The organism is Sinomonas sp. G460-2 (assembly GCF_047759905.1).
Taxonomy (GTDB): Bacteria; Actinomycetota; Actinomycetes; order Actinomycetales; family Micrococcaceae; genus Sinomonas.
The window spans coordinates 1-26,186 of sequence record NZ_JBKZWT010000026.1 but is presented as its reverse complement, the minus strand read 5'-3'; the positions used below and the strand labels follow the sequence as shown (position 1 = coordinate 26,186).

Genomic DNA, 26,186 nt, shown 5'->3' with positions numbered 1-26,186 from the left:
CGCCACTCCGGCCCCGCCCAGCCCGGCGCCGAGGAGGACCCGGGCACAAGGTGGTTCTGCCACCGGCCGTGGAAGTTCGCCGCACAGCTGGGGTTCTACGACCCCGCCGCGCCCGGGATCCTGACCTCGACACGGCAGATGGAGTTCTCCCACATGGCGGTGGCGGCCCCGCCGACGTCGCACAAGGGCCTGATCTTCGGCATCGACGCGGACTCCGGATGGTTCCTCATCCACGACGTGTTCGAAGGCTACGGGGAAACCCTGGAGTCCCCGAACGTCGTCTACATCGGCGACCTCGGCCAGGGCAAGAGCTCCGCCATGAAGACCTGGGGCGTGCTGCGCCAACTGATCCTGGGACGGCGCATCGTCGTGATCGACAAGAAGTACCAGATCGACCGCCGTGGCGGCGAGTACACACCGTTGGCGCAGGCGCTCGACGTGGCGCCGATCCGCTTCCGGATCGGCAGAGGCGGAGCCAGGATCAACCTCCTCGACCCGCGCATCGCCACCCGCCTCGACGAGGATCCCGACGGCCCGCCCACAGAGGGTGACAGCACGGGGTTCGAAGCCCCGGCGGGCCAGTCGATGCTGCTGCGGGCGGTCACCGAGGAGGCCCTGGGCAGGAGGCTGACCCCACGCGAGGGCAAGGCCCTGCGCATGGCCCACCGGCAGGCGCTCGAAACGGCACAGCGCGAAGGACGCGTAGCGGACATCCGCGACGTGCTCGCCGCGCTGTACCGTCCCGACGCGGGGGCCGCTGACGCTGCAGGGCTCACGGGCGAGGAGCTGAAGGAATGGGGCAGGGATCCGGCCTTCGAGCTCGAGCGATTGATCGAGGACGACCTCGCCGGCCTGATCGACGGTCCAACGAGCGAGGAGATCCGGCTCAAAGCCGGTCTTACGGTCTTCGACGTCTCCCTCCTGCCGGAGGAAGGGCCGGCGCTGCCGATCGTCATGACCATCATCAGCACCTGGCTGGCGAACACGCTCCACCGGCAGGTCGACCCCGTCCCGACGACCCTGCTGATCGAGGAGGCCTGGCACACGGTCCAGGGCTCGGTCGCGACCGTAACAAGACGCAACACCAAGCTATCCCGCGCGCTGTCCCTCTCGTGCCAGTTCGCCTTCCACCACATCTCCGACATCCCGGCAGGCAGCCCGGCGATCGCGATGATCAAGGAGTGCGGCACCGCCCTGATCTACAAGCAGTCAAAGGGCGACGACGCCGAGGCGTGCGAAAAGCTGTTCGGCCTCCCGCCCGGGTCCGCCGCGGAAATCACTGCACTCCCCAAGGCCCATTGCCTCTTCAAGATCGGCTCGGCCGATCCGGTCGTCGCGATCCACCTCCGCAGCGGGTTCGAGGCCGAGCTAACCGACACCGACCACGCCATGAAGTCCCGCGCCACCACCTATCTGACGGAAGGTGCAGCATCGGATTGAGGTCCGCAGGGCGGGCCAGCCGCTCATCCTCCTCGTTGGACACAAACCGACGCGGAAGTGCGACATTTACCGCCGCGGTTGACAGCTGCGCCTACGTGGGCACCTGATCTCTTCGGTGTCTCAGAAACCTCTACGTTTTCGAGATTGGCCGCCTCCAATAGGGCGACTGAGGCGCCAGCCAGACGGGCTCGTTTCGAGGGCCTGCTGCGCCACGGAGCTTGCCTGAGCATTTAGCACCTACCCATCAACGTACACATTGCCGTGCCATAATATGGCACAGCATTGCGCAAAGTGGCACGCAGGCTCTACCTTGGATGGGCAATCACCCAAGCGCTAGAAAGGCCGATCCAGTGACCGTCGACTCCTCCCCAATCTTGGATCTCCCCCTCGATGTGACCCCCGATCCGGACGAATTCATCAGGGCAGCCATGCTCTGGCATTTCGATCCGGAGACCGGTAGTCCTTTCTGGGTCGAGCGGGCCAAGAAACTCAGCTTCGACCCGCGAAGCGATGTGCGCACGTTCGAGGATCTCCGCCTCTTCCCCAATGTCACCGACGAGATCCGCGATGTCCCCACCCAGGACCTCATCCCGAAGGGCTTCGGTCCTCGGCCTGACGTTGTCTCCGTAATTGAGAGCGGGGGAACCACGGGTGCCCCGAAGCGCCTCCCGATGCTCCGTGAATTCGCGAATCGCCTGGCTGTTGCTGACGCCGCCTCGCTGACCAGATACGGTCTCCCCAAGTCGAAGCACTGGCTCTGCGTCTTCCCCAGCGGCCCGCACGGGGCGTACGAGCAGGCGCGGCGCGCTTCCGCGGTGTACGGCGACGGCGTTCTCGTGTTCGGAATCGACATGGATCCGCGGTGGGTGAAGAAGCAGATCGCTGCCGGCAATGCGAAGGTGGTGGAGGATTATGTGGGGCACATCATCGAGCAGGTCACCTTCGTCCTGCGCTCCCAGGACGTTGGAGTCCTCAGGCTCACCCCACCCGTGTTGCACCGGCTCGCAGAGCGCGACGACCTCGTTGACCTCATCCGCGAGAAGATCACGCACATCACGTGGGGCGGCGCGCACATGGATCCGGACAGCAGGCACTTCCTGTGTACCGAAGTCTTCCCCGGGATCAACATCACGGGCGGTTACGGAACCACGATGGCCCTCGGTGCCGGCGCTGTGGAGCGGCCGGGCCTTAGCCCTGAGGACCCCTGCATCTTCGAGCCGACGCTCCCTCCTTTCGTGACGTTCAACGTCGTCGATCCCGACACAGGCGACACTGTGGACTACGGCGAGCGCGGCCAGGTGGTATTCAACCATGTGAGCAAGTCGTTCTTCTTGCCCAACAATGCCGAACGAGACCTCGCCACCCGGGTCATGCCGTTGGGAGGTCAGATCGGCGACTGCATCGCCGACATTGCACCCATGGCCCGATTCGGCGACGCCCAGGTCATCGAAGGCGTGTACTGATGTCGCCCATAGAATCCCTGGTGGCGCTGGAGGCCCTGGGCCCGTCCGGCAATTTCCGTGCCCGAACCCCGATGACGATTTCCGACATCTGGGGTGAGCCGGTAGCAGCGCTCAGCCTCGTTCCACCTCTGTTCGTCACGCGGTCGGTAGTTGCTATGCGCCGTTCGGAAGCGTTGCCCGTCAATGAGCGACGGGCCGCTCTCACTCGCGCGGGGGAGATCTTCCGGACCGCCGAACTCGGCGGACTCGGTGTCGAGGAGTACCAGCGACTGGTCTGCCGGGTCTCGGGAATGACTGTGACAGCCGTACGGGAATCGACGGACACGATTGCCGACTACTGCGGTGCGGCCCATGAGTATGCGCAGTTCGCTCGGCCTCTGGGGGCGATGGAATCGCTCGAGGACGAGCGTGCCAAAGATGGAGGGGCGCTCTGGGTACGCCGAGGAGAGGTGTTCGGCGTGCATGCGGCGGGCAACCATCCCGCTGTGCACACGAATTGGCTGCAGGCGCTGGCGCTCGGCTACAGGATCGCTGTCCGTCCGTCGCGCCGTGAGCCCTTTACGGCACATCGGCTGGTGCTCGCACTCCGCGAAGCGGGTTTCCCGGACGAGCACCTGGCCGTGCTTCCGACTGACCACGACGGAGCGGACGCCATCCTGCGCTCAGTAGACCGGTCTATCGTCTTCGGTGGAGAGGATGTCATCCAAAAGTACAAGGACGATCCTCGCGTCCTTCCGCAGGGCCCGGGACGCTCCAAGATTCTCATCACGGCTGACACCGACTGGCACGAGCACATCGACCTTGTAGTCGACTCAGTGAGCAGGTTCGGTGGGGTCGGCTGCGTCAACGCGACCGCGGTCTTCATCGAAGGCAACCATCTGGGCCTCGCCGAGGCAGTGGCGGAGCGGCTTTCGGCTATCCCGAGCCTCCCACCATCGCATCCCGAGGCCGTCCTGCCTGTTAGGACGAAAGAGTCTGCTCTGGGCATGCGGGAGCACCTCAGGGAGGTCGCACAGGGGACGATGGGCGTCCTTCCAGCAGAGGACGTAGTCCACGACTTCGGCGACGGCACGGCCGTGCTCCGGCCAGCTCTTCACGTACTCTCGACGGCCGATTCGCCCCAGGCAGGAATCGAACTGCCGTTCCCCTGTGTGTGGGTCGCGCCGTGGTCCCCCTCTGACGGGGTCGGACCGCTGCGCGATACGTTGGCCCTCACGGTCCTCACAAAGGACCGGGTTCTGATCGGGCGCCTGGTTGGGGAACCAAGTGTCAGGAACGTCTACGTAGGCGGGCACCCGACCTACTGGACTCATCCGGCTGCGCCCCACGACGGGTATCTCGCCGATTTCCTGATGGAGTCCAAGGGGTACGTCGAGGAGTGAGGTCGCGCATGTGGGCGGGGGGTCGGACGACTGTGGAACAATCAAGCATGCCCAGCCACCCGCCGCCCACCAAGCCCCAGTCCCGCTCGGGAAGCGGGATGCAGAGTGTCCTTAAGAGCCTTCAGGTCCTCGAGGCTGTGGCCAGATACCAGCCGGCAAGGGTCGGTCAGCTCGCTGCCCAGCTCGGAATCTCGAAGTCTACGGTCCAGCGCTGCCTTCGGACCCTGGCGGAGGCAGGCTGGATCACCGAGACAGCGGACGAGACCACGCATTGGACGCTGTCGAATCATGCACGATTCGTTCTCAGCAGCTCCCAGGCAGAAACCGGACTGCGCGAGGCCGCGCTGCCCATCATGCGGCGTCTGAGGGACGAGACCGGCGAGACCGTCCATCTCTCGATCCCCGGACCTGGTCATACATCAGTGGTCATCGAGCGAGCCGAGAGCCGCCAACAGCTACTTACAACAGCCGCAATCGGATCGGCGTATCCGGACATCATTACGGCCAGCGGTATCGCGATACTCGCTCATGCCGATGCGCAGGCAGTCGGAATCTCCGTGGCGGACTATAGGCGGAGCGCCCAAGCTGCGGACTTCGAAGAGCGGCAGTTGCTGGCCGATCTCGCTGCGACCCGGCGGGACGGATATAGCGTTCGCCCTTCAGCTACCGGCGAAATGGTCGGAGTGGGCGCGGCCGTCTTGGAAAGCGGAGTGCCGGTGGCAGGCCTGGCGATTCTCGTTCCTACAAGCCGCTTTGAGAAGACTGGGAGAGAAGCTTTGGGAGCTGCGGTTGTCGCTGCAGCGGCAGAGATCGAAGAGGCGTTGCGCCGCTAGATCTACCACTATGTGCGCACCAGGACCTATCGACCCGAGGTCGTAGGTCCTGGTGCTGTCTAGCAGCCTTGTGGCGGCTAAAGCCGCTCGCACTTGTTTCTGAGGAACTCTGCCCCTCGCTTGCGTCAGGCGGAGGGGCAGAGCCTTTGGGCTGGCGTGCTGGGGACTCGTACGTCAAAACGCTTTATGCGAAGCTGGCGGCGTCGATGACGAACCGGTAGCGGACGTCGGAGGAGAGGACCCGCTTCCAGGCCTCGTTGATGTAGGAGGCATCGATGAGCTCCGTGTCGGGCAGGATGCCGTGCTCCGCGCAGAAGTCGAGCATTTCCTGGGTCTCGCGGATTCCGCCGATGCCGGATCCGGCGAAGGAACGGCGGTTGGCAAAGAGCGTGAAGACGGAGAGTGGGAGGGGCTCGGCGGGGGCACCGACGTTGACCATCGTGCCGTTCCGGAGCAGGAGGTCGAGGTAGGCGCCGAGGTCGATCGGCGCGGACACGGTGTTGACGATGAGGTCGAAGCTGTTCTTGAGCTTCTCGAACGTCTGCGGGTCTTCGGTGGCGTGGTAGTGGTCCGCGCCCAGGCGGAGGCCGTCGTCCTTCTTCGACAGGGTCCGGGAAAGCACGGTGACTTCGGCGCCCATCGCGTGGGCGAGCTTGACGGCCATGTGGCCCAGTCCGCCCATTCCGACGACCGCGACCTTCTTCCCGGGTCCCGCCTCCCAGTGGCGCAGCGGCGAGTAGGTGGTGATCCCAGCGCAGAGGAGCGGGGCCGCGGCGGCGAAGTCGAGCGCCTCGGGCACGCGCAGGACGAAGTCCTCGTCCACGACGACGTGCGTGGAGTAGCCGCCCTGGGTGATGGTTCCGTCGCGGTCCACGCTCCCGTAGGTGCCGGTGATGTCATTCAAGCAGTACGACTCCTCCCCCGCGAGGCAGTTCTCGCATTCGCGGCAGGAGTTGACGAGGCAGCCGACGCCGACGCGGTCGCCGACGGCGTGCTTGGTCACCTCCGATCCGACCTCCGCGACGAGCCCGACGATTTCGTGGCCCACCACGAGCGGGTGCTTCACGGGGCCCCAGTCCTCCCGGACGGTGTGGATGTCCGAGTGGCAGATGCCGGCGTACTTGATCTCGATCAGCACGTCCTTCGGGCCAACGTCCCGGCGGGTGATCGTCACAGGCTCGAGCGGGGCGTCCGAGGAAGCGGCTGCGTAGGCGTTCACGGTGAGCATAGGTCTCCTTGGGGGACGTTGGCTTCGGGATGGTGTTAGCCCCTTTGGGCAGGATGGCTCTTCCGCCATCCAGGACTCGACTCCGGAGGGAACCTTGGGGCGTTCCCATAGCTCAGCCCCAGCCGCTTCCGGCGGTATTGCACCAGCCCGAGCCCCCGAAATCCGTTGGACTGGTGCGTCCGATCTTCTGCCGGGCCTTCGATTCTGGCCGAAGTTGTGGGGTGAGACGGTGGTAGACGCGGAACAAGCGTACGTTCGCAAAATCTAATCAGGAAGTCGGGATCTCGTCAAGCCCATAGCGTGCCGGTTGCGGCTGGCCTCCTTGCGAGAACGGTCGTCCGTTTGTAGAGTTGCCGAAGGAGGATTTGATGCCTAGAAGTGAGCCATTGCTGTTTGAGCCAATTTCGGTTGGTCCACTGACCCTTCCGCATCGCCTGTGGGTGGCACCCATGTGCCAGTACTCATCGAATGAGGGGATGCCAACGGACTGGCATCTCGCCCATCTCGGGTCCTTCGCGATCGGGCGCGCGGGTCTGGTGATGACAGAGGCGACAGCAGTTTCTCCCGAAGGGAGGATCACTCCTCGCTGCGCTGGGATCTGGTCCGACGGCCACGTCGCGCCATGGGCTCGGGTCGTCGACTTCATCCATACGCAGGGCGTGGCGGCCGGTCTTCAGATCGCGCACGCCGGCAGGAAAGCATCTGAGCATGCGCCGCTCGAGGGTCGCGGTCCCGTTCTTCCGGACGAGGGCGGCTGGGTGCCCGTTGGCCCGTCAGCCACTCCCTACGGGAATCTCTCCCATCCCCGAGTGCTCGGTCTGGACGAGATTCGGCGGGTGGTCGATCAGTTCGCCACGGCGGCCGCGCGTGGAGTCGCGGCTGGTTTCGACCTCATCGAGATCCACGCGGCTCACGGGTATTTGATTCACGAGTTCCTTTCCCCGCTTTCCAACCACCGGGATGACGAGTTTGGCGGCGATTTGGAAGGCCGCGTACGGTTCCTATTAGAAGTTGTGGATGCAGTGCGATCGGCGATCCCATCCTCGACTTCCTTGGTCGTGCGGATCTCGGCGGCCGACTGGGTCGAGGGCGGCATCTCTCCTAGCGACGCGGCGCAGATCGCAGCCCTCCTGCCAAGAAGGGGTGTTGATCTGATCAGCGTCTCGTCCGGCGGGAACGATCCCCGTCAGGTGATTGAGGTCCGCCCGGGCTACCAAGTGCCCCTTGCAAGGAGCGTCAAGGCAGCTGTGGACATTCCAGTCGGAGTGGCCGGCCTCATCACCTCTCCCCAGCAGGCAGAGTCTCTGCTCGTCGACGGTGCTGCCGACTCAGTCTATGTCGCCAGGCAGTTCCTGCGCGAGCCAACCTTCGCGCTCCGCGCCGCGGCCGAGCTCACGGGGGAGCTTGAGTGGCCGTGGCAGTACCGAATGGGCAAGTACGCAGGCAGTATTCCCTAGGGAGATCATCTCGACGTGCGTGCTGCGCATCCGATCCATCGGTCGCTTCGTCTTGTTTAAGCCGAGACGGGCGGACTCCGGGGTCAATGCGGATGTGACGGTCCTCGTGTGCACAGAGGACCCCACGGTCCGGCCCTGAGCCCGCCGTTCGGTTGCATTCGCAATGACGGAGACTTCGCAACAGCCCGGCTGATGTCTGCCTCGGCATCACCGAGAAGTTACCTAGTCCAGCATCAGTACTGGCACCGTCTGGCATCGGAGAACAACAGGCGTCGTACGACGATGTAGGCCTACTTTGTGACTCGGTGTTTGAGCAATTTTGCCGGGCGTCTCGCCCGCGAGTTTAAGGCTGGGAGCGGGCTCACCCCAGCCGACGCTCGAGGAGCGCCGCCAGCAGCTCGAATCACTGGTGTGCAGGGATCGGGAGGGTCCGGAGCGCGGGCATTGGCCTGGCCCACTGAACAACAAGTCCCGGTCTGTGAGAATAGTTGGTCCTCGAACGGCCCTGAGGGGTTGCGAGCGACGACCGGTCCTCCCCGCGATGCGGGGAAATCTGATCTTGGGTGGGGAGCGAGTCAGGGACCACACTCCCCATCCACAGCATTCACTTTGGTCAGTCCATGCCATAGGCGCGGACTTCGTCTGCGTCCACGTCGAGAATCTCCACGAAGCCCCCGATCGCGGGCGCGGGCTCAGTGTAGGCGTACCGCCCGTTGGGGAACTCGCCCTCTTGAACAATCGGGAGACCGAGGGCGACGAGCGACTCCCGAGCTGCCTCGAAGTCCTTCACCGCGAAACCGACGTGGTGGAGGCCTGCGCCATGCTTGTCGAGCCAATCTCGCCAGATGCTCGGTCCGGGACCGGGCTGGATGAATTCGAGCTGGGTGCCCCGCCACTTCATGAGGGCTTGGCGGAACTCTACTGCGGCCGGCTTGCCGTGGTACTTGGTTTTCGCGACCTCAGGGTCGGGTGCTTCCACGATGGCTGGTGCCGGACGATCGAGGAGTTCGGCGAACCACTTCGTGGTCGCCTCGATGTCGTCGGTGACGTAGCAGACCTGCATCGCCATCGCAGCATCCTCAGCCTTGAACGGTGTCTTCATTGACTCGCCTTTCCTCGTTGTCTTCTCTCAGCAAGACGATTCTATCGTACGTACGACCGTTCGCAGTAGTAGGAAAGCTTCAGCTTTAGCAACACTCTGAGCCTCCCTGCCTAGGGGTTCGCAACTGGCAGGAGCCGCCCGCCATCACACATCCACACCAGGGGTTGAATCTCGGACATCCCTTGCCTGAAGCCACAGACTCCTCGCTGAGTTGCAACGAGCGGATAACGGCTCTTGACGGCTGTGCCGTCGTCTTCTAGCTTTGACGTACAAACGTTAGTTGCTCTCAATGGCCACTACCCGGGCACTCACAAAAGGAGCTAGCGTCGAACACCAGACAAAGAGGTCTTGCGGGGTCGCGCGACTCAGTCCGCTCGCGCCACAACTTAGAGCCGCTCTCACCGGCATCACGGAAGGCAATATAAGACATGCGAAATAGCATCAAAATCCTCTCGTCCCTCGCGGTAGCGGGGCTCGCTCTCAGCCTGAATGCGTGCGGTCAGGGGGCAACGAGCTCATCGGGAGGCGGCTCGGGGTCCGCCGATTCGACCCCGACCATCGGAGTCCTCTTTCCCGACAACAAGACGCCGCTTTGGGAGAATCGACTTTGGCCAGGGGTTCGGGACGAGCTCAAGAAAGAGTGCCCTGGTTGCAAGGTGATCTTCGCGAACGTAGCAGCTGACGCCACGGATCAGCAGAACCAGGCCGACAGCATGTTGGCGCAAGGGATCAAGGCCCTGCTTCTGGCCCCTGTCAGCGCGAATTCGTCGAAGGTGATCGTGGCGAAAGCGAACGCGCAGAACGTGCCGGTCATTGGATTCGGGTCGATCCCCGAAGGGAACGTACAGGGGTTCGTTGGCGTGGATGTGGTCGAACTGGGCCGTCTCCAAGGAGCCGAGCTTCTCAAGGAGGTCAGCGCCGGCGGAGACCCCAAGCGTGGTTGCGTCATCGCTCTGGATGGTGATGCCCAGACTCCGGGCACCCAGCAGTTCCTGCAGGGTCGAAAAGAGAAGCTCGACCCGAATGTAAACATCTGCAAGGAGACCAATATCCCCAGCTGGGATCCGGCCAACGCGCAGACGGCGATGGACCAGGCCATCACTGCGGTCGGGAAAGACAAGATCATCGGCGTATATGGGATGAATGACGGGATCAGTGGCGGCGCGAGTGCCGCGATGAAGAATGCCGGATTCAGCCGGCCGTTCCCTTCGCTGGGCGGACAGGATACGGATCTCGCGGCAGTGCAGCGTATCCTTACCGGGACCCAGTCGTTCACCATTAATGCTCGGCAGCGCGACTGGGGCATTGCGGCAGCGCCCGCGCTTCTTAGTGCGGCGCGGGGTCAGAAGCTCAGTTCAAACGAGACCGAGAAGAACTCGACGACAAGCTTCCCATGGTTTGTGACACCCACTCCCAACACAATCACGAAGGATACGATCCAAACGGGCGTTATCGACGCCGGTCTGTATACCTACAACGACATCTGCACGCCGGACTACAAGGCGGCCTGTGACGCGGCGGGACTGAAGCCCGCAGCAGCCTAGGCCGAATGAGCGATTGACGGGGGGGCCGGCTGACTATAGCCGGCCCCTCTTGTCGTGCCGGTGCTTTCCGATCCCAGCCTCCTTGCGCTTGCGATTCGCTCTCGCCGCCCTCGACTAAGACGAGCCCGGGGAAGGGAGTGCGCCCCCCTGACGGCCTCTAGGTCGTCAGCCGAACGTAGCGGCTAACTCCGGCAACACCAGCGCCCGATGCGCTTGCGTGTGCCTTCCAGGCCCTCCCAGGTCGGGCCAGACCAGAACCGGGCTGTTGCTTGACTCACACGCCGCCATGGACGTAAATTAGACGAACAAACGCTAGTTGGCCCACCGTGGAAGCCCAAACGAACCACACGCCCTGTCGTCCCTCGTTTGGAGGCTTCGGGCGTGCAGCACGTTGCGGTGCTCGACGATCACCTCGCGAGTTCGTGGTCGTTTGACCTCCAGAACATCCACCACCCCTCGAAGGAGAGGAGAACGAAATGAGCGACCTCATTGAACCCATTGATCCGCCGCTTCTTTCTTTGACAGGTATTTGCAAGCGGTTTGGGGCCGTCTCCGCGCTTGAGGACGTCAACCTTCACGTGCGGGCCGGCGAGGTTGTTGCCCTGGTTGGCGATAACGGCGCTGGAAAGTCAACGCTCGTGAAGGCGATAGCGGGAGTCGCTCCCGCCGATGAGGGAAACTTCGAGTTCGACGGAGAGGCTGTGCGAGTCCATTCGCCAGGCGACGCGTCACGAATCGGAATCGCCACCGTATTCCAGGATCTAGCTCTCTGCGACAACCTCGATGTGGTCGCCAATCTGTTCCTCGGCCGGGAAGAACTGAATGGTTTGGTTCTGGACGATCTCACTATGGAGCGCGAGTCGCGCAGATTGCTCGACTCCCTCGCTGTGAGAACCCTGAAATCGGTCCGCGCCGAGGTTGGCATGCTTTCCGGCGGCCAGCGGCAGACGGTCGCCATTGCCCGTTCGATGGTCGGCAGCCCTAAGCTTGTCATTCTCGACGAGCCGACAGCTGCTTTGGGCGTCGCGCAGACCGAACAGGTGCTCAATCTCGTACTCCGCCTCAAGCAGAACAACCTTGGGGTCTTGCTCATCTCCCACAATCTGGCGGACGTATTCGAGGTGGCTGACCGAATCGTCGTGCTTCGCCTCGGACGCAATGCCGGCGAATTCCCGGCCACAGCGGATCAACGCCACTCCGTCGTTTCCGCAATCACCGGCCTGTCCAACGCGAACGAGGAGGCAATCGCGTGACTACTCAAACGAAGACCTTGGCTAGTGCAGGCGCGCACGGGGACCCGGATCAGCGCCGTGGACTTCGGGATAGGTTCCGCGGCCTGAGCGCTGGCAGTCTGGGATCCCTCCGCGTGGTCCTAGTGCTTGCGTTCATCTGGATCGTTTTCGATCTCGCGAACCCGGCATTCATCTCCGCCGTGAATCTGACCAACCTCACGCTCCAGATCGCTGCCGTCGGCGTTGTTTCGATCGGTGTAGTGCTCGTGCTGTTGCTTGGCGAGATTGACCTGTCGGTCGGCTCCGTCAGCGGCATGTGCGCGGCCATCGTGGGTGTGCTCTCATCGATGCAGGGCTGGCCAGCATGGGCAGCGATCGGCACCGGGATTATTGCTGGAGCCGTGGTCGGGCTCGTCCAGGGCCTTATCGTGACCTGGCTGTCAATCCCCTCGTTTGTGGTGACCCTCGCGGGATTCCTCGGGTGGGCCGGCGTGCAGCTCGCGATCGTCGGTAACGCGGGCACGATCAGCGTGACCGACAATGCAATCACCGGGCTGGCCAACTACTTCATCCCGTACGCAGTGAGCTGGGTGCTCATCGTTCTCATTCTGGCCGCGCTGTTCGCGAGCACACTCGTCTCGCGGAGACGACGCGCGCGCGCGGGACTTGAGGTCACGTCCGTTGGGCGCGAACTCGCTCGCCCCATCGTGGTTTCTGTGGTCACGCTGGCGGCGGTCGGTGTGCTGAACTACGAGCGAGGAGTACCCCTCTCGCTGGGGATTCTGGTCGTGCTGGTTATCGGCTTTGCGTGGCTCGTGACTAAGACCCGCTACGGGCGCCACGTGCTCGCTGTGGGCGGCAACGAGGAGGCTGCTCGACGGGTCGGCGTCCCCGTGACGCGTATCAAGATCCTCGTGTTCATCCTGGCATCGGCTCTTGCCAGCACGGGAGGAGTTCTTGCTATGGCCCGCCTGCTGTCCGTGGATGCCGCGGCAGGGAGTGGGAATTTCCTGCTCTACGCCATTGCCGGTCCGGTCATCGCGGGCGTGAGCCTGTACGGAGGACGCGGATCCATTTGGGCTGCGCTCCTTGGCGCGCTGGTGATCGGCTCGATTCAGAACGGAATGAATCTGCTGTCCTTCCCCGCGTGGGCCCAAGCCGTGGTAACGGCCCTTGTGCTCTTGGCAGCCGTCATCCTCGACTCCCTCGCCCGTCGCCAGCGCAAACAACGCCGGTAACGACGGACGACTTATCAAGGTCAGACAATTCCACTCCGAAAGGAAGCTGATTCATGTCTCTCACTGCCCTCGACTTCGAGGAGATCAAACAGCTCGCCGCCCGCTATGCACAGGCACTCGACTTCGGCGATCCCGAAGGGTTCGCGGCATGCTTTGCACCCGAAGGAGTGCTCACCGTCGAAGGCACAACTTATGAGGGAACGCAGCTGAAGAGCTATGCCGCTGAGACGTCCGCGAGTTGGGCAGGCCATTTCCGCCACACCGTCGCCGTGAGCCCGCTGATCGACGGCGACGGGGACGCCGCCCGGATGCTCTCGTACGGCTGCTTCACCAGGGACTATGGCTCTCCCGTCGGAGTGAACCAGATCACGAGGTCGGGCCTCATCCTCAGTGGCGTCTATGAGGACATCCTGGTCCAGATCGACGGGACATGGCGCATCGCCTCTCGGACATTCCACCGCGACGGCACCCCCGAGGTCCTCCGTCGCGTCGCGCGCCCGCTTGAGATCGCCCCGGTCGATGCCGGGCCGGTCTCAGAATCCGGACTCACTCCTCTGGACTACGAGGCGATCCGGCAGCTCACGACCCGATACGGCTACACGCTCGACTTCTCCGACGCCGACGGTTTCGTCGACTGCTTCACACCTGACGGGTACTTCGAGATCAAGACGCTCGGCGACCCTGACTTCGGTGGCGAATCGCGCACCGAAGGGTCGGCGCAGCTGCGGGAGATGGTCGGGTGGCTGGCACCCCGAGTCAAGGGCCATGTCCGCCATGGCGTGATGAATGCTGTGATCGAAGGCAGCGGTGAAAGAGCGTTCGTCTCGAGCTACGGGTTCTTCACCACCGACCACGGTGAGAAGCCCCGCGACACCGAACCCGACAATTTCATGATGGAGACGACCGGCATCTACCGTGACGAAGTCGTCAAACAGGACGGCTACTGGCGCTTCTCCGGGCGCACGTTCCGTTATGACGGCTGGCCGGATGTCACTGGGCTGCTGGGGAAGCCGCTGTCCCTGGACCTCTTCCGCTTCGAAACCGCCTGACCACCACACACAGAGAGAGGAGACGAACGTCCATGGACACCAGAGAACTCGACTATGACGCGATCCGTAACCTTTTCGCCCGCTACAGCCAGGCCTACGACTTCGGTGACGCTGAGGGCGTCGCCCGAATGTTCACAGAGGACGGCGTCCTCGACACTACAGCTCCTGCTCCGGAATTCGGCGGAGTCTTCCGCGGACCCGATGAGATCCGCAAGCATGTCGAGAGTGCCACTTCCTATTTCGCAGGACGGATCCGCACCTCCCCGGCGCAGTCGGTAGTGAACCTCGATGGAGATGTCGCACGGGCCACTTCCTACGCCATCACCACTAGGGACTACGGCCCACCGGAGATCCCGGGCGACCTAACGCACTCCGAGCTGTTCACGACCGGCATGTACTTCGACGAGCTGCGGCGCGATGGCGGCGAATGGAAGTTCGTCCGCCGCGAATACCGTCACGATGCCCACGCTGATGTGCTCTCGCGCGTCGGCCGCCCCGTAGCGGAAGGAGTTGCAGCATGAGCAACCACACTGCCGGCGGAGGCACCACACACATCACCCGCGCCGGGATCCCGCAGCTCGACCAGCGCCTGGACAAGATCGCCGCAATGTACGACTACGAGCGCACACAGCAGATCGAGCCGTGGGCCGATCTGTGGGCGGACGACGCGCGCGTCACCTTCCCGCTCGATAGCGAGCCGGGCTCGCGGACGGTTGAGGGCAAGGAAGCGATCGTTCCTTGGACCCGCAATAAGTTCGTCGAGAGGGCAAGTACCGACATCGATGCCCGTCTGGAGGCGGTGGCGGGCGCTCCTCGAGTTATCGCCCACCTCGACGTCTTCCTGCACTTCGAGAACGGCCTCGGCATCGGGGGCCCGCTTGTGGCCATCTTCACATTCGACGAAGACGGCAAGGTCGTCCTCATGGAGGAGTACGTGAACGACGCCTACTTCCCCAAGCACTACAAGGACCTGGCCACTCCCGACGCGGCACAAGCCGTCAATGACTGAAGACCTGAGCCCCGTCCCCGAGGCTGAGGTGCGCTGGGCCCGGACACTGCGTCCGGGCCAGCGCGCTGAACTGGTGGTCCTCGACGTGCACTCCGGTCACGGCACCACGGTGCTCACGAGCAGCGACCGGCTCTTCGAAGCTCCTAATTGGAGCCCGAACGGCCGGTGGATAGTCTTGAACGCCGACGGAAGGCTGTTCCGCGTCGACCTCGAGGGGGCGCCAGAGCTCGCGGAGATCCCGAGCAGCGGATTGCCCGAGCTGAACAACGATCACCTGGTCTCGCCCGACGGCGGACACCACTTCGTCTCCGCGAACGACGGACACATCTACCGGCTCGCATGGGACGGCGGAAAGGCCCAGAGAGTGACTTCCCCGAAGGATCCGAGCCGCCGATTCCGACACTTCCTCCACGGAATCTCGCCGGATGGATCTCGGCTGGCCTACGTGGGCACCGAGGTGCTCGACGGCGACGAATGGGGCCGCAGAGCGGTCTGGGAGCTGGATCTGCACACGGGCGAAGAGCATCTGGTCGGGGGCGGCTTCTCGCCCGCCGACGGTCCCGAATACGCACGCGACGGGGCGCTGTACTTCAACTCGGAGTTCCGCAGCAGCGAAGAGGGCCATGCCCAGCTGTTTCGGCACGATCCGACCACGCGGAGCACCGAGCAGCTCACCTTCGATGAGCGAGTGAACTGGTTCCCGCACATCGCCCCGGATGGTCGCAATCTGGTCTATCTCAGCTATGGGCCGGGCACATCAGGGCACCCAGCCGATGTGCCGGTGATCATCCGCACTCTTGACGGCGATGACAGAACGCCGCGGGACCTTGTCTCGCTCTTCGGCGGCCAGGGCACCATCAACGTCAACTGTTGGGCGCCTGACTCTCGCCGAATCGCCTTCGTTCGATACCCGATCGCTAGCGATGAGTGAAAGCAGGGGACCGGTCGGCATCGCCGTCGTCGGAACCGGTAGCATCAGCCCGGAGTATCTGAGGAATCTGACCGCATTCCCCGATGTCGAAGTTCGATGGGTGGTCGGGCGCGACCAAGATCGAGCAGCGGCCCGAGCAGCAGAATTCGCTGTGCCACGATACGGCTCGCTCGAGGACGCCATCAAAGACGACTCCGTCGAGATTGTCGTCAATCTCGCGACCCCGGCCGCCCACCTCGAGGTGGGGCTTGCTGCACTCGATGCCGGTAAGCACGTGTGGTCCGAGAAGCCGCTTGCGGTAGACCCGCAGAGCGCTCGTACGCTGATGCAGAAGGCGAGCGAATGTGGTCTGAGGGTGTCGGTCGCGCCCGACACGACGCTCGGCCCCGCGCTCCAGTCCGCCCGCGCAGCGATAGACCGCGGCGAGATCGGGCATCCCGTCTATGCCACGACCAGCTTCGAATCTTCCGGGCCAGAGATGTGGCATCCCGACCCCGAGTTTCTTTATGAAGTGGGGGCCGGTCCGCTCTACGACGTCGGCCCCTACTTCATCGGCGGCCTCGTGCACCTTCTCGGTACGGTGAGCCGCGTCAGCGCGGCAGCCACGCGGGGCAGCAGCACCAGGGTGATCGCCTCCGGGCCCAAGGCCGGCTCCCGCTTCCCGGTGCTGGTGCCCACCACTGTGATCGCCACCCTCGAATTTGAGAATGGAGCTATCGCCGGTGCGCGGTTCTCCTTCGATTCGATCGGCTCGGGCACCGGGAACCTCGATGTCATAGGGACCGACGGCCTCCTATCCGCCCTGTCGCATGAGCAGCTCTTCGATCATCCGGGGAAGGTGCGCAGACGCAACGGGGAAGCAGTGACCTTGCAGGCGGAGACGACTCCCTTCCGTCGGGGACTTGGCGTCATCGATCTTGCACGCTCGATTAGAGAAGCCAAGCCAGACAGGACGCCCGGCGAGCTCGGGCTGCACGTTCTCGAGGTCCTGGCTGCCATCGATGAAGCTTCGCGCGCCGGCGAATCCATTGCCGTGGAGAGCAAAGCGCCCCTCGTCGCCTCGATGGACAGCTCTTGGGATCCAATGGTTGAAACGCTGGGCAGGGACAGAGGAAAGGACTGAGTTGGATCGTCTGAGAGACAAAGTTGCCCTCGTAACCGGCGCCGCTCTTGGAATGGGAGCCAGCCATGCGAGGGCGATCGCCGCCGAGGGTGGGCGAGTCGTCGTGGGCGACGTCCTTGAGGCCGAGGGGCGGGCCGTTGTTGAGGAGCTCGGCGACGCCGCCCGGTTTGTTCGACTTGACGTCCGCAGGAACGAGGACTGGGTTGAGGCAATCCACCTCGCCGAGAAGGAGTTCGGCAAGCTGAACGTCCTTGTGAACAACGCCGCTGTACTCAACCTGACCCGCGTCACCGAGACTACCGACGAGGAATGGCATCGGGTGATGTCGATAAATGTGGATGGCGTATTCAAAGGCATGAGAGCGTGTGCGCCCGCAATCCGACGCGCCGGCGGCGGATCGATTATCAACATCTCATCGACCGCAGGCATGAAGGGATTCATCAGCAATTTCGCATACGGCACGTCCAAGTGGGCCGTGCGGGGCATGACCAAGCACGGAGCTATGGATCTGTTCGATGCGGGAATTCGGGTCAATTCCATACATCCGGGGAACGTGCAGACTCGAATGATGGGAGACGAGCCATTGCCATTTGAGCACGTACCAATGAAGCGGCCCGCACATCCCTCGGAGATCTCAGGACTCGTCGTCTTCCTGGCAAGCGATGAGAGCTCGTTCTCGACAGGTGCGGAATTCATCGCGGATGGTGGCGAATTGACGGGAATCGCGACTCTGATGCGAGAACACTAGCCAGTAGGCCACTTGCGTGCCGGAGGTTTCCCGCGCAGCAGAGCGCGGTCTTCGGACAGGTCCTGTGTTAAACCCGCTGCCACGGGCCCTCATCGTACCGAAGCCCATTGGTCTCGGACAGTCCTTGCACCTTGTCGACGAGCAGAGTCCGCGCTCGCGTGCGCAAGCAACTACTTGAATGAGGAGTACGACATGATGCCGACCACGCTGCCTGAGCCCGAACTCTACCTACCGGGTACGGGAGAGCCATCCCTCCGGTGGGGCATCGTTGGCCCGGGGTGGATAGCGGGGGAGTTCGCACAGGCGGTTCGCAGGCACACCGCCCAGAAAATCGTGGCGGTGTCATCCCGGTCCCGCGACCGCGCTGTCTCGTTTGCGGCCCTCCACGGCATCGGCCTAGCGCTGGACTCTGCCGAGGAGCTCGTCAATCATCCCGATGTGGACGTCGTATACGTCGCAACTCCACAGCGCGAGCACCTTGCGATCGGCCTCACCGCCATCGCCGCCGGAAAGCACGTGCTTATCGAGAAGCCGATCGCGATGAACGCCGCAGAGGCGCAAAGCCTTGCCGACGCATCCAGCGCTGCGGGGGTCATGCTGATGGAGGCCATGTGGAGCCGCTACCTTCCCCAGGCCTCGGTGATCCGCCGACTTCTCGACGATGGTGTGGTCGGCCAGGTCCGCGGCGTCCTCGCCGACCACGGCCAGATTGTTGCGAACAGACCGGGCCAGAGGCATTACCTGCCTGAGGAGGGCGGAGGGGCGCTGCTGGAACTCGGGATCTATCTCATACAGCTGGACTCGATGGCCCTGGGAACCCCCCGCGGCGTCATCGCGGTTGGCGGGATGACGGAGACAGGAGTGGACGCCTATTCCACGGTAGTGCTGAGCCACGAAGCAGACGCCCAGTCCACGCTGTACACGTCGATCGTGGCCCGTACACCGATGACAGCCGTCATCGCAGGTTCCGAGGCGAGTATCAACATCGACAGCTGTTTCTACGCACCGTCCTCCTTCACTCTGGTCGGTCCTGATTATTCGGGCCCCACACTCTCCTGGGCGGACCAAACCGGCCTGAAGGTGTATGACGGACTGTCGTGGGAGGCCACCGCACTGGCTCGGTTCGTTGGCGAAGGGCGAAACGAATCTCCAGTCCACACGCTGGCCGAGACCGTATCGATTCTCGCCACGATCGATGAGGCCAAGGCACAGCTTGGGCAAAGGCTGCCTTCGGTCCCGGCGGAGGGCTAACGTGAGTAACCAGGATCGGCACCAGCTGGAGCCTCAGGGGAGCAGGGCGATTGCTGACGCTCGCTAACGCCTCCCATGCGTCGAGTTCGGCGGGTATTGGGCTCACCCAATACCCCGTTCCGGGCCTTCCTTGTTGCTGACTCGACAAGACCACCCCCCGGGGAGGAGACGAACCGAGCCGACCTTCTTGCCCTCGTCGGACGAAACGCCCTTGAAGGGCCACAAGATCTGACGCCGCTAGGAGGCCGATGCCTGATGGCCAGACCGACAGGCGGCCCTGAGAAACAAACAGACGGCCCTGAGAAGCGGACCCGAAGTCGAACGAGTCCACCGCTCTGGGGTCGCCGCAGATCCTGCCCGGATGCAGCGCCAGTTCTAGCAGACGAAGTAAATGTGTGCCTGGTGATCACCGCTCCCAACGGTTCGCCAAGACTGCCGCCCGGACGAGAGCCGAACAAACCGTCCTGCTGTGGCAGGACCGAGCACCGTCTGCGGATCACGGGGCCGTCCCGCGAAATAACCGTCTACACTAGCCCACAGCCTAGGCATCGCCCGTTCCGCGCGTACGCCGACTCGGGTTCGGGTCCCACCTTCGCCAAGTTCGAGCAACTGCGCGCCGCAAGTAGGCTGAAATCCGGCGGGCTACTTAACTGCAGTGGGAGCATACCCCTGCGGGGGATTGAACGGTGAGGGTCTTTCCGGAGCGCTCGGTTCGTCGGTTTGTCGGGGCCTTTGCCCCGAGGCTGGGCGAGCTGCTCGGATCACCTTGCGGCCCCGGAAGGTCAGGTGGGCGGTCTGCTCCTTCACTTGACCTTCCGAGGTGCCTCCAACTCACACCTCGGTCACGATTCCATCGGCCTCATCTATCACTGCGCGAATAGCGCCGAGGCTTTCAGCCGTGCCGACGAGGGGTACATATTCCATTCCGAATGCCCCCTCGTAGCCACGGTGACGGAGGACATCAATGACCTTCTGCCATGCGACCGAACCGGTGCCTGGTTCATGTCGCCCCGGTGCATCGGCGACTTGGACATGGCTGATCAGCATGACGTCGTCGGCTGACAGGGCGGCCAAATCTTCTTCCATTACCGCACTGTGGTAAGCGTCCAGCAGCATTCGCAGGTGCGGTGAGCCAACCTCACGGACAACGGAGAGCGTCTCGTTGGTCGAACTGAGGAAGGTGCCGGGATGATCGACGCGGTCGTTGAGATTCTCAAGGATGAGCGTAATCCCAGTGCCATCCAATTGTGTCGCACCTTCTCTGAGAGCCGACACTAAGGCCGCACGCTGCTCGCTGCGCTCAACACCGATCCGCTCATCACCCGCGACGACTACCAAGAAGGGGGCGCTGAGCTGCGCCGCGGCCGCCCCCGACTCGCGGACCGCAATGACAAAGGCTCCGCGCGTCCGCGGGTCGGTCAGCTGCAACTGGGGGTCCACGATCAACGTCAGGAGTTCGACGCCGGTCTCGGCGAGGGCGCTTTTGATCTCGTCGAGGTCCTTCGCACGCCATCCCCACATCTCCACCAATTTGATTCCGGATCGGGAGGCCGCACGAATTCGATCTGCTGTCGAGTCGGCCTCGTCCTCGAACATCCAGTCGAGGTTTACGGCTATCGCGGTCACTTGCAGACCCTCCCGCTACTTTGTGTGCAGGCCCGCGGCCTTGCATGCGGCGGCGTAGTCAGCGGTGCAGATCTGGTCGAATGTGTAGAGTCCGTAGTCGATAACAGCGCTCTGCATGTTGGCGGCCGTAATCACAGCAGCTTGGACAGTGGCGAACCAGGGCATGTCCTCTGTCTGATTCTTGACTGTCGTGCTCGAAGTAAGCTGTTCGCCGCGCGCTGCCTTCAGTGCGACGGGGCCTGCGACGTTGCCCCATGTGTCCACTCGGGGGTTCAGCGTAAATGACTGTTGTCCAGTGAGAATGCGCTGCATGGCGGCAAGATCGGCGTCTTGGCCGCCCATCGGCGGGAGGGTCGACTTGAAGCCGGCCGCTTTCATTGCAGCGGCCGCTCCCGACGCGATGGTGTCATCCATCGTGTACACACCGATGATCTTGTCTCGGCCCACGGCGGTGATCGCCTGATCCATGGCCGTCTGGGCGTTCGCTGGATCCCAGTTCGTGATGCTCGTCTCTTTGCAGATGTTCACATGCGAATCTAGTGCTGACTTCCGGCCCTCGAGGAACTGTGCACTCGCTGGCGTCTGAGCATCGCCGTCGAGGGCAATGACGCATCCGCGCTTCGGATCTCCGCCTGCTTCGATTTGCTTAAGCAGTTCTTGCCCCTGCAATTGGCCGAGGGCGGTGACGTCAATTCCGACGAATGCGGCAGCGGGCCCTTCCGGGATTGAACCGAATCCGATAACCGGCACGTTCTGGGCCTTGGCCTGGTTGACGATCACAGTTGATGACGCGGAGTTCACCGGCGCGAGGATGAGCGCCTTCGCACCTTGAGCGAGCATGCTCTGGGCCTGGTTCTCCTGCTGGGTTGGATCGGCGGCGACGTTCGCGTACAGCACCTTGCAAGTGGGGCACTCGGCCTTGATGGCATCGCGGACCGATGGCCACATGACATTCTCCCAGTGAGGCGTGTGCGTGTCGGGGAAGAGCACACCGATGGTGGGGGACGCGCTCGAAGCATCGGCCGTCCCTCCACTCGCCGCCTGGCCTTGACCGCAGGCGCTCAGGCCGACGATTACAGCCAGTGCTGAGATTCCGGCGAGCAACTTTTTCTGATGGCGCATCTTGTATCCCTCCTGCCGCAGCATCGCGGCATCTTTTCTCTCTTGACCCAGTCGGATTCTCTGCTCCGGGGGAGAGCGATCAAGCCGAACGAAGATGCGCCTGCTAGGCGCAACAAGCTAGACCGTGCCAACTAGCGCTCGTTCGCTAAAATTAGCTGTGAACTGTGACACAGTCCAGGAAAGAGTGCGCCCATCCTCAATCCTTTGAACGGGCGTCCGTTAGCGACCCCGCCGACGTGCTTGAGCCCACCCTCGCGCTTCCGGCCTGACTGGCCTGCTTGGAAAGGCCCACCGGTTCGCCGCAACTTGCCTGGGCCCGGGTAATGCGCCCGTGCTCAGCGATGAGCGGTTGGTTAGGCGGTCGTCAGGACACCTATCCACGCGCCTCCAGTGAGTGCCTTGGGCCGAGTCGCAATCCCTCTTGCCAACTTGGCCCCCAGAGGGCGCCGAGGTTGACGGTGATCCTAGTGACTCCCGGTGTCGGCGTGAGCTGGCGAGGGGCTTGCGTTGCTTGACTTGAGGATGGCGAGCGACTTAGATTGCGCGAACAAGCGCTAGTCATCCGATGCGCTGAGTCGAATGCCCAGATGCCGGATGAAATGGAAGTCCCACCTGCCAAAGACGAGCTACGAAGACTCGAATGTGGCCCGGATGCCGTAGTCGACAGCGTCACGAGAATCCTCGCGTCATTTGGGTCCAAGCCGAAGGATGACGCGTCGTAGCAGCCAGAAGCTCTGCGACCGCAGAGGAGAGGAGAAAGCAAGATGAATTTCCTGACCGCCATTGCCTGTGACGCAGGGGCCCACCCAAGCGCATTGGCTTGGATTGATCGTCCAGTTGATCAGGGGGGCGCGGCGTGATCGCACACACCAAGGGTGGGGGAGCCACTCACATCACACGAACGGGCATTCCTGAACTTGACGAGCGGCTGGACAAGGTCGCCGCGTTGTACGAGTACGAGCGGACGCAGCAGATCGAGCCGTGGGCCGCCCTGTGGGCGGACAACGCCAGCGTGGTCTTCCCCATCGACAGTGAACCGGGGTCCCGGACTGTTGAGGGCAAGGGAGCGATCGTTCCCTGGACCGCGAAGAAGTTCGAGGAACGAGCCAGGACGGACATTGATGTGCGCCTCGAGGCAGTGGCCGGAGCTCCTCGCGTGATCGCCCATGTAGACGTCTTCCTGCATTTCGAGAACGGCCTCGGCATGGGTGGCCCTCTCGTCATGATCTTCACCTTCAACGATGACGGCAAGGTTGCGCTCATGGAGGAGTATGTGAACGACGCTTACTTCCCAAAGAACTACAAGGACTTGGCCGTCCCGGATCGGGCGACGTCAACCTAATTGACGGACATGGGCGGCCCTCGCGCGGGGAGTGGGGGCTTGGCCAGCTAAGTCATGGAGGGCGGCAGAATCTGAACCCTCGCGTTCAAGCACCATTCCCCGCTACGGCAGATGGTCCGAATCCACGTCTGAAGGTGATGAGGCGTCGACGTCCTCGCGGTCTGGACCTACATTGCCCGGTCGCCGAAGGTGCTGGGGTGCCCTGGGCTTTGTTCCTGATTGGCAGTGGCCTTCCGTGACGTCGCCGGGCCCCTGCAGGGTGGTGGCCCAATGATGACATCCTGGGGGAGGCTGATGTTTCGGAGGCCACTGCGACGCGGGCCTGCCACTGCAGTGTTCAATTCTGGCATGGCGCGGGGGCTCAGGGGCGCGACCACCCCTTCTCCCGCGATTGTTGGGCGAACTCGCGGCGTCGTTGACGGTCCAGCCGTCGCCACGAGCGGGCACTCTCGCAGGCGGCCTCGGTCTACATGAAGGCAGGCCCAGCCGGCGTGGATGGGATTCAGGCGGGCATCAAGCCTGTACGGGAGCGAGCTTCAGAGCCGGCGCGTGGGCTGATGTCCTGAGTCGGTGGGCCGGCTTGCCAGCATTCCAAGCCTTAGTGCTTGACCTCCAGATGGGCGGTCGCTAAAATACAAACAAGCGTTTGTACGAATATGTGCAGGGATGGATTCAGGGATCTACGGCGATGAAACGGTTCTCGGACAATCGGCGTCAGCCGGAGACACGCGCCTCTGCGTGCTTGGGGGGCAGTCTGGGTGTTGCCCCGAGGCTCGCTTTGGCCGTTCTGAATTCCTCCCCGGTCGGGTCGGCGGATTCATACATAGCTTCGACGCCCCTATCCCAGACGGAGCCAGAATCCAGACCATGGTGTGAACGCGAAATCTGGCCGGACTGCCTCGACTGACATTCGAATCCAATGTGCGGAACGGAACGGCCGTCAAGCTTACGAGCGGAGGTCTCTCCTATGCGGCGAGTCGCCGACATGGGCGAGCACGCACGCACGACTGACCGGGTTCCGCGGGCCTCAGTGGGGGATGGAAGCGGCCGAGTCCTTGAGCTCTGCTTCGGGCATGACGACGGCGCACACAACACTTGCGATGCCGAGCGGCGTCGCGGCGCCCATGGCCCATTGAAAAGCGACCCCCAGATCGGCACCGCGCTGAACTAGTAGCGAGACGATCAGCCCCGAGTATGCGACGCCGAAGACTGATCCGACTGATCGAACGAACGACGCGAGGCCCGTTGCCCGACCCATCTCTTCCAGAGGTACTTCAGCCTGAGACGCAACGGCGAAGGACTGAAGGACGAATCCGAGGCCGGATCCGAAGACCAACAGACAGCCGCAGACAGCCAGGAGCGGAGTAAGGGTGCTGAGCTGGGAGAGCAGGACCAGACCTGCAGATGTCAGCGCAGATCCAATGACTGCGAATACCTTGACTCGTCCGGTGCGGCTGATAAGGATTCCGCAGACGACCGTAGCGGAGAGCCACGACAGGAGCTGCGGGAGCAGAGCGAGTCCCGACTCCGCTGCGGACATTCCGAGCACTCTCTGCATGTAGAGCGGGACCAGCACCACAGCCCCCGTCATGGCTGCGCTGATGAGGCAGCCGCCCGTGTTGGACACCCGGTAGACTCGCCCGCGTAGCGCCGGAGATTTGAATACCGGGAACCGGGAGCGGCTCTCTGCGTGGCTGAATGCAGCGAATAAGGCGCCGCAGGCGACCGCGAAGACCACGGCTGTCGGGACGTCGCCCTGGCCTAGGATGGTGAGGGCGAGGAGTCCGCACACGCCCGCCCCGCCGACGAGTGCCGATCCAGCGATCGATGTACGTTGACCCAGGCGACGGAACGATTCACCGCGGAGCCCGACCCGCAGCACGATGAAGGCGGCGAGGCCGACCGGGACGTTCACGAGAAAGATGGCCCGCCATGAGACGGCGTCGGCGAGGGCGCCGCCCACGAATGGCCCGGCGACGCTCGCCAGACCCCACACCGTGAGCACGTACCCTTGGAATCGCCCTCGTTCACGAGGTGCGACGCGATCGGCGATGACAGTCTGCGAGAGGGTTAGGAAACCGCCTGCGCCGATACCCTGGAGGGCCCGCAGGGCGATAAGCTCGGGCAGATTCTCTGCCAGCCCGCACCCCGCCGATGCACCGACGAAGATGAACACGGCGACGAAGAGGGCTGCCTTACGGCCCGTGATGTCAGCCAGCTGTCCGAAGCACATGGCGGCCAATGCGCTGGCGATCATGTAGGCAGTTACGACTGCGGTGAGGGCCCCTTCATCGCCGAGGTCGCCGAGTATGAGTGGAAGCGCGGTGACCACGATCGTGTGGTCGAGCGCGGCCAGAAGCATGAGGCCCATGATTCCTCCGAGCAGCCACCTGAATTGCCTGTGGACCGCTGCCGTTGCCTCAGACGGTCGGTTCGCATCATGCGACTCAGCGGTTAGCGACGGCTCCCGCTCGGGTGAGCAGTCGGGCAGCGCGGCAGTCTCACACATCCAGTCCTCCGGGTCTCGTCGCCTCGCGGCTTCTACAGTGCGTATCACTCAGCTGCAACGCATAGGGCGCCAGTGCGTCTATGCTCGCCTTCTCGGCCTCGTCGAATTGCAGTTCGAGCGCAGCAAGGTTCTCGTCCAGGTGAGCTATGGAGCTTGTGCCGGGAATCGGCAGTGTGACCGGCGAGTGCGCGAGGAGCCACGCGAGGCACAACTGCGCCACCGTGGCACCGCGGCTGGCGGCAATCGCTCTGAGCACGAGGCCTTCGCCGGGAAATGCTCGCTCCAGTTCGCCGTCGAGAAGCGGCGCGTACGGCAGGAAAGCCAGTCCTGTCCGTTCGCACTCCTGCAGGACTGGCTCGCTCCCGCGCTGAAGGATATTGAAGCGATTCTGAACGCACAAAACCGGCGCCACCCGTTGGGCGCGCTGTAACTCGTCCACATCGACGTTGCACAATCCGATATGCCGGATCTTCCCGGCCGCCTGAAGCTCCGACAGTGCACCGATCGAGTCTTCGATCGGAACCTCTGGATCGACTACATGCAGCTGCAGGATGTCA

General features: G+C 63.4%; 22 protein-coding genes. 16 read left to right on the top strand and 6 right to left on the bottom strand.

Translation table 11 applies throughout. From position 1 onward, the window contains the following. The 4 genes from ACLN58_RS04985 to ACLN58_RS04970 all read left to right on the top strand — a co-directional run. A partial coding sequence (locus ACLN58_RS04985; protein WP_415854176.1) for an ATP/GTP-binding protein occupies positions 1-1,440 on the top strand: 1,440 nt, incomplete at its 5' end. A gap of 374 nt (positions 1,441-1,814) precedes the next feature. Beyond that, complete coding sequence (locus tag ACLN58_RS04980; RefSeq protein WP_415854175.1) at positions 1,815-2,903, top strand: hypothetical protein; 1,089 nt, start codon at positions 1,815-1,817, stop codon at positions 2,901-2,903. Continuing rightward, positions 2,903-4,285: an aldehyde dehydrogenase family protein gene (locus ACLN58_RS04975; protein WP_415854174.1), complete on the top strand. Its 1,383-nt coding sequence runs from the start codon at positions 2,903-2,905 to the stop codon at positions 4,283-4,285. The genes ACLN58_RS04980 and ACLN58_RS04975 overlap by 1 nt, the downstream gene beginning before the upstream one ends. Positions 4,286-4,383: 98 nt before the next feature. After that, entirely contained in the window at positions 4,384-5,118 is a 735-nt protein-coding gene (locus ACLN58_RS04970; protein WP_415854173.1) for an IclR family transcriptional regulator, read from the top strand. A 184-nt stretch (positions 5,119-5,302) separates the two neighbouring features. On the opposite strand, the gene ACLN58_RS04965 is transcribed toward ACLN58_RS04970, so the two are convergent. Next, positions 5,303-6,346, bottom strand: a complete 1,044-nt coding sequence (locus tag ACLN58_RS04965; protein WP_415854172.1) for an NAD(P)-dependent alcohol dehydrogenase — start codon at positions 6,344-6,346, stop codon at positions 5,303-5,305. Positions 6,347-6,714: 368 nt separating this feature from the next. Here ACLN58_RS04965 and ACLN58_RS04960 point away from each other — a divergent pair, with 368 nt between their 5' ends. Then, positions 6,715-7,803, top strand: a complete 1,089-nt coding sequence (locus ACLN58_RS04960) for an NADH:flavin oxidoreductase/NADH oxidase (RefSeq protein ID WP_415854171.1) — start codon at positions 6,715-6,717, stop codon at positions 7,801-7,803. Between the two features lie 613 nt (positions 7,804-8,416). Here the strand turns inward: ACLN58_RS04960 and ACLN58_RS04955 are convergent. Further along, positions 8,417-8,905 carry a VOC family protein gene (locus ACLN58_RS04955; protein ID WP_415854170.1) on the bottom strand — a complete coding sequence of 163 codons (489 nt, stop codon included), beginning with the start codon at positions 8,903-8,905 and terminating at the stop codon, positions 8,417-8,419. A 428-nt stretch (positions 8,906-9,333) separates the two neighbouring features. Here ACLN58_RS04955 and ACLN58_RS04950 point away from each other — a divergent pair, with 428 nt between their 5' ends. The 10 genes from ACLN58_RS04950 to ACLN58_RS04905 all read left to right on the top strand — a co-directional run bounded on the left by ACLN58_RS04950 (position 9,334) and on the right by ACLN58_RS04905 (position 19,030). Then, positions 9,334-10,449, top strand: a complete 1,116-nt coding sequence (locus ACLN58_RS04950) for a substrate-binding domain-containing protein (protein WP_415854169.1) — start codon at positions 9,334-9,336, stop codon at positions 10,447-10,449. A 476-nt stretch (positions 10,450-10,925) separates the two neighbouring features. After that, a complete protein-coding gene (locus tag ACLN58_RS04945) occupies positions 10,926-11,702 on the top strand; it encodes an ATP-binding cassette domain-containing protein (protein WP_415854168.1) in 777 nt (258 codons plus the stop codon). Between the two features lie 113 nt (positions 11,703-11,815). Beyond that, a complete protein-coding gene (locus ACLN58_RS04940) occupies positions 11,816-12,919 on the top strand; it encodes a sugar ABC transporter permease (RefSeq protein ID WP_415854167.1) in 1,104 nt (367 codons plus the stop codon). A 53-nt stretch (positions 12,920-12,972) separates the two neighbouring features. After that, positions 12,973-13,968, top strand: a complete 996-nt coding sequence (locus ACLN58_RS04935; RefSeq protein WP_415854166.1) for a nuclear transport factor 2 family protein — start codon at positions 12,973-12,975, stop codon at positions 13,966-13,968. A gap of 32 nt (positions 13,969-14,000) precedes the next feature. Continuing rightward, positions 14,001-14,489, top strand: a complete 489-nt coding sequence (locus tag ACLN58_RS04930; protein WP_415854165.1) for a nuclear transport factor 2 family protein — start codon at positions 14,001-14,003, stop codon at positions 14,487-14,489. Further along, positions 14,486-14,977: a nuclear transport factor 2 family protein gene (locus tag ACLN58_RS04925; RefSeq protein ID WP_415854164.1), complete on the top strand. Its 492-nt coding sequence runs from the start codon at positions 14,486-14,488 to the stop codon at positions 14,975-14,977. The genes ACLN58_RS04930 and ACLN58_RS04925 overlap by 4 nt, the downstream gene beginning before the upstream one ends. Further along, the gene (locus ACLN58_RS04920; protein ID WP_415854163.1) at positions 14,970-15,908 is read left to right on the top strand and encodes a TolB family protein; all 939 of its coding nucleotides are present in this window, start codon (positions 14,970-14,972) and stop codon (positions 15,906-15,908) included. The genes ACLN58_RS04925 and ACLN58_RS04920 overlap by 8 nt, the downstream gene beginning before the upstream one ends. Next, positions 15,901-17,031: a Gfo/Idh/MocA family protein gene (locus tag ACLN58_RS04915; protein WP_415854162.1), complete on the top strand. Its 1,131-nt coding sequence runs from the start codon at positions 15,901-15,903 to the stop codon at positions 17,029-17,031. The genes ACLN58_RS04920 and ACLN58_RS04915 overlap by 8 nt, the downstream gene beginning before the upstream one ends. A gap of 1 nt (position 17,032) precedes the next feature. Further along, positions 17,033-17,779 (top strand): SDR family oxidoreductase, encoded by a 747-nt coding sequence (locus ACLN58_RS04910; protein ID WP_415854161.1) that lies wholly within the window; start codon positions 17,033-17,035, stop codon positions 17,777-17,779. Between the two features lie 192 nt (positions 17,780-17,971). Then, positions 17,972-19,030, top strand: a complete 1,059-nt coding sequence (locus ACLN58_RS04905; RefSeq protein ID WP_415854160.1) for a Gfo/Idh/MocA family protein — start codon at positions 17,972-17,974, stop codon at positions 19,028-19,030. 831 nt (positions 19,031-19,861) lie between these two features. Here ACLN58_RS04905 and ACLN58_RS04900 read toward each other — a convergent pair. Both ACLN58_RS04900 and ACLN58_RS04895 read right to left on the bottom strand, forming a co-directional pair. Then, positions 19,862-20,656: a TIM barrel protein gene (locus ACLN58_RS04900; RefSeq protein WP_415854159.1), complete on the bottom strand. Its 795-nt coding sequence runs from the start codon at positions 20,654-20,656 to the stop codon at positions 19,862-19,864. A 15-nt stretch (positions 20,657-20,671) separates the two neighbouring features. Further along, entirely contained in the window at positions 20,672-21,802 is a 1,131-nt protein-coding gene (locus ACLN58_RS04895) for a substrate-binding domain-containing protein (protein WP_415854158.1), read from the bottom strand. Positions 21,803-22,634: 832 nt separating this feature from the next. On the opposite strand from ACLN58_RS04895, the gene ACLN58_RS04890 reads away from it, so the two are divergent. After that, positions 22,635-23,120 carry a nuclear transport factor 2 family protein gene (locus tag ACLN58_RS04890; protein ID WP_415854157.1) on the top strand — a complete coding sequence of 162 codons (486 nt, stop codon included), beginning with the start codon at positions 22,635-22,637 and terminating at the stop codon, positions 23,118-23,120. Between the two features lie 1,027 nt (positions 23,121-24,147). Here the strand turns inward: ACLN58_RS04890 and ACLN58_RS04885 are convergent. Together ACLN58_RS04885 and ACLN58_RS04880 are read right to left on the bottom strand one after the other, a co-directional pair. Then, positions 24,148-25,491 carry an MDR family MFS transporter gene (locus ACLN58_RS04885; protein ID WP_415854156.1) on the bottom strand — a complete coding sequence of 448 codons (1,344 nt, stop codon included), beginning with the start codon at positions 25,489-25,491 and terminating at the stop codon, positions 24,148-24,150. 130 nt (positions 25,492-25,621) lie between these two features. Next, positions 25,622-26,186 (bottom strand): aldo/keto reductase (locus ACLN58_RS04880; protein WP_415854155.1); only part of this gene is annotated, 565 nt, incomplete at its 5' end.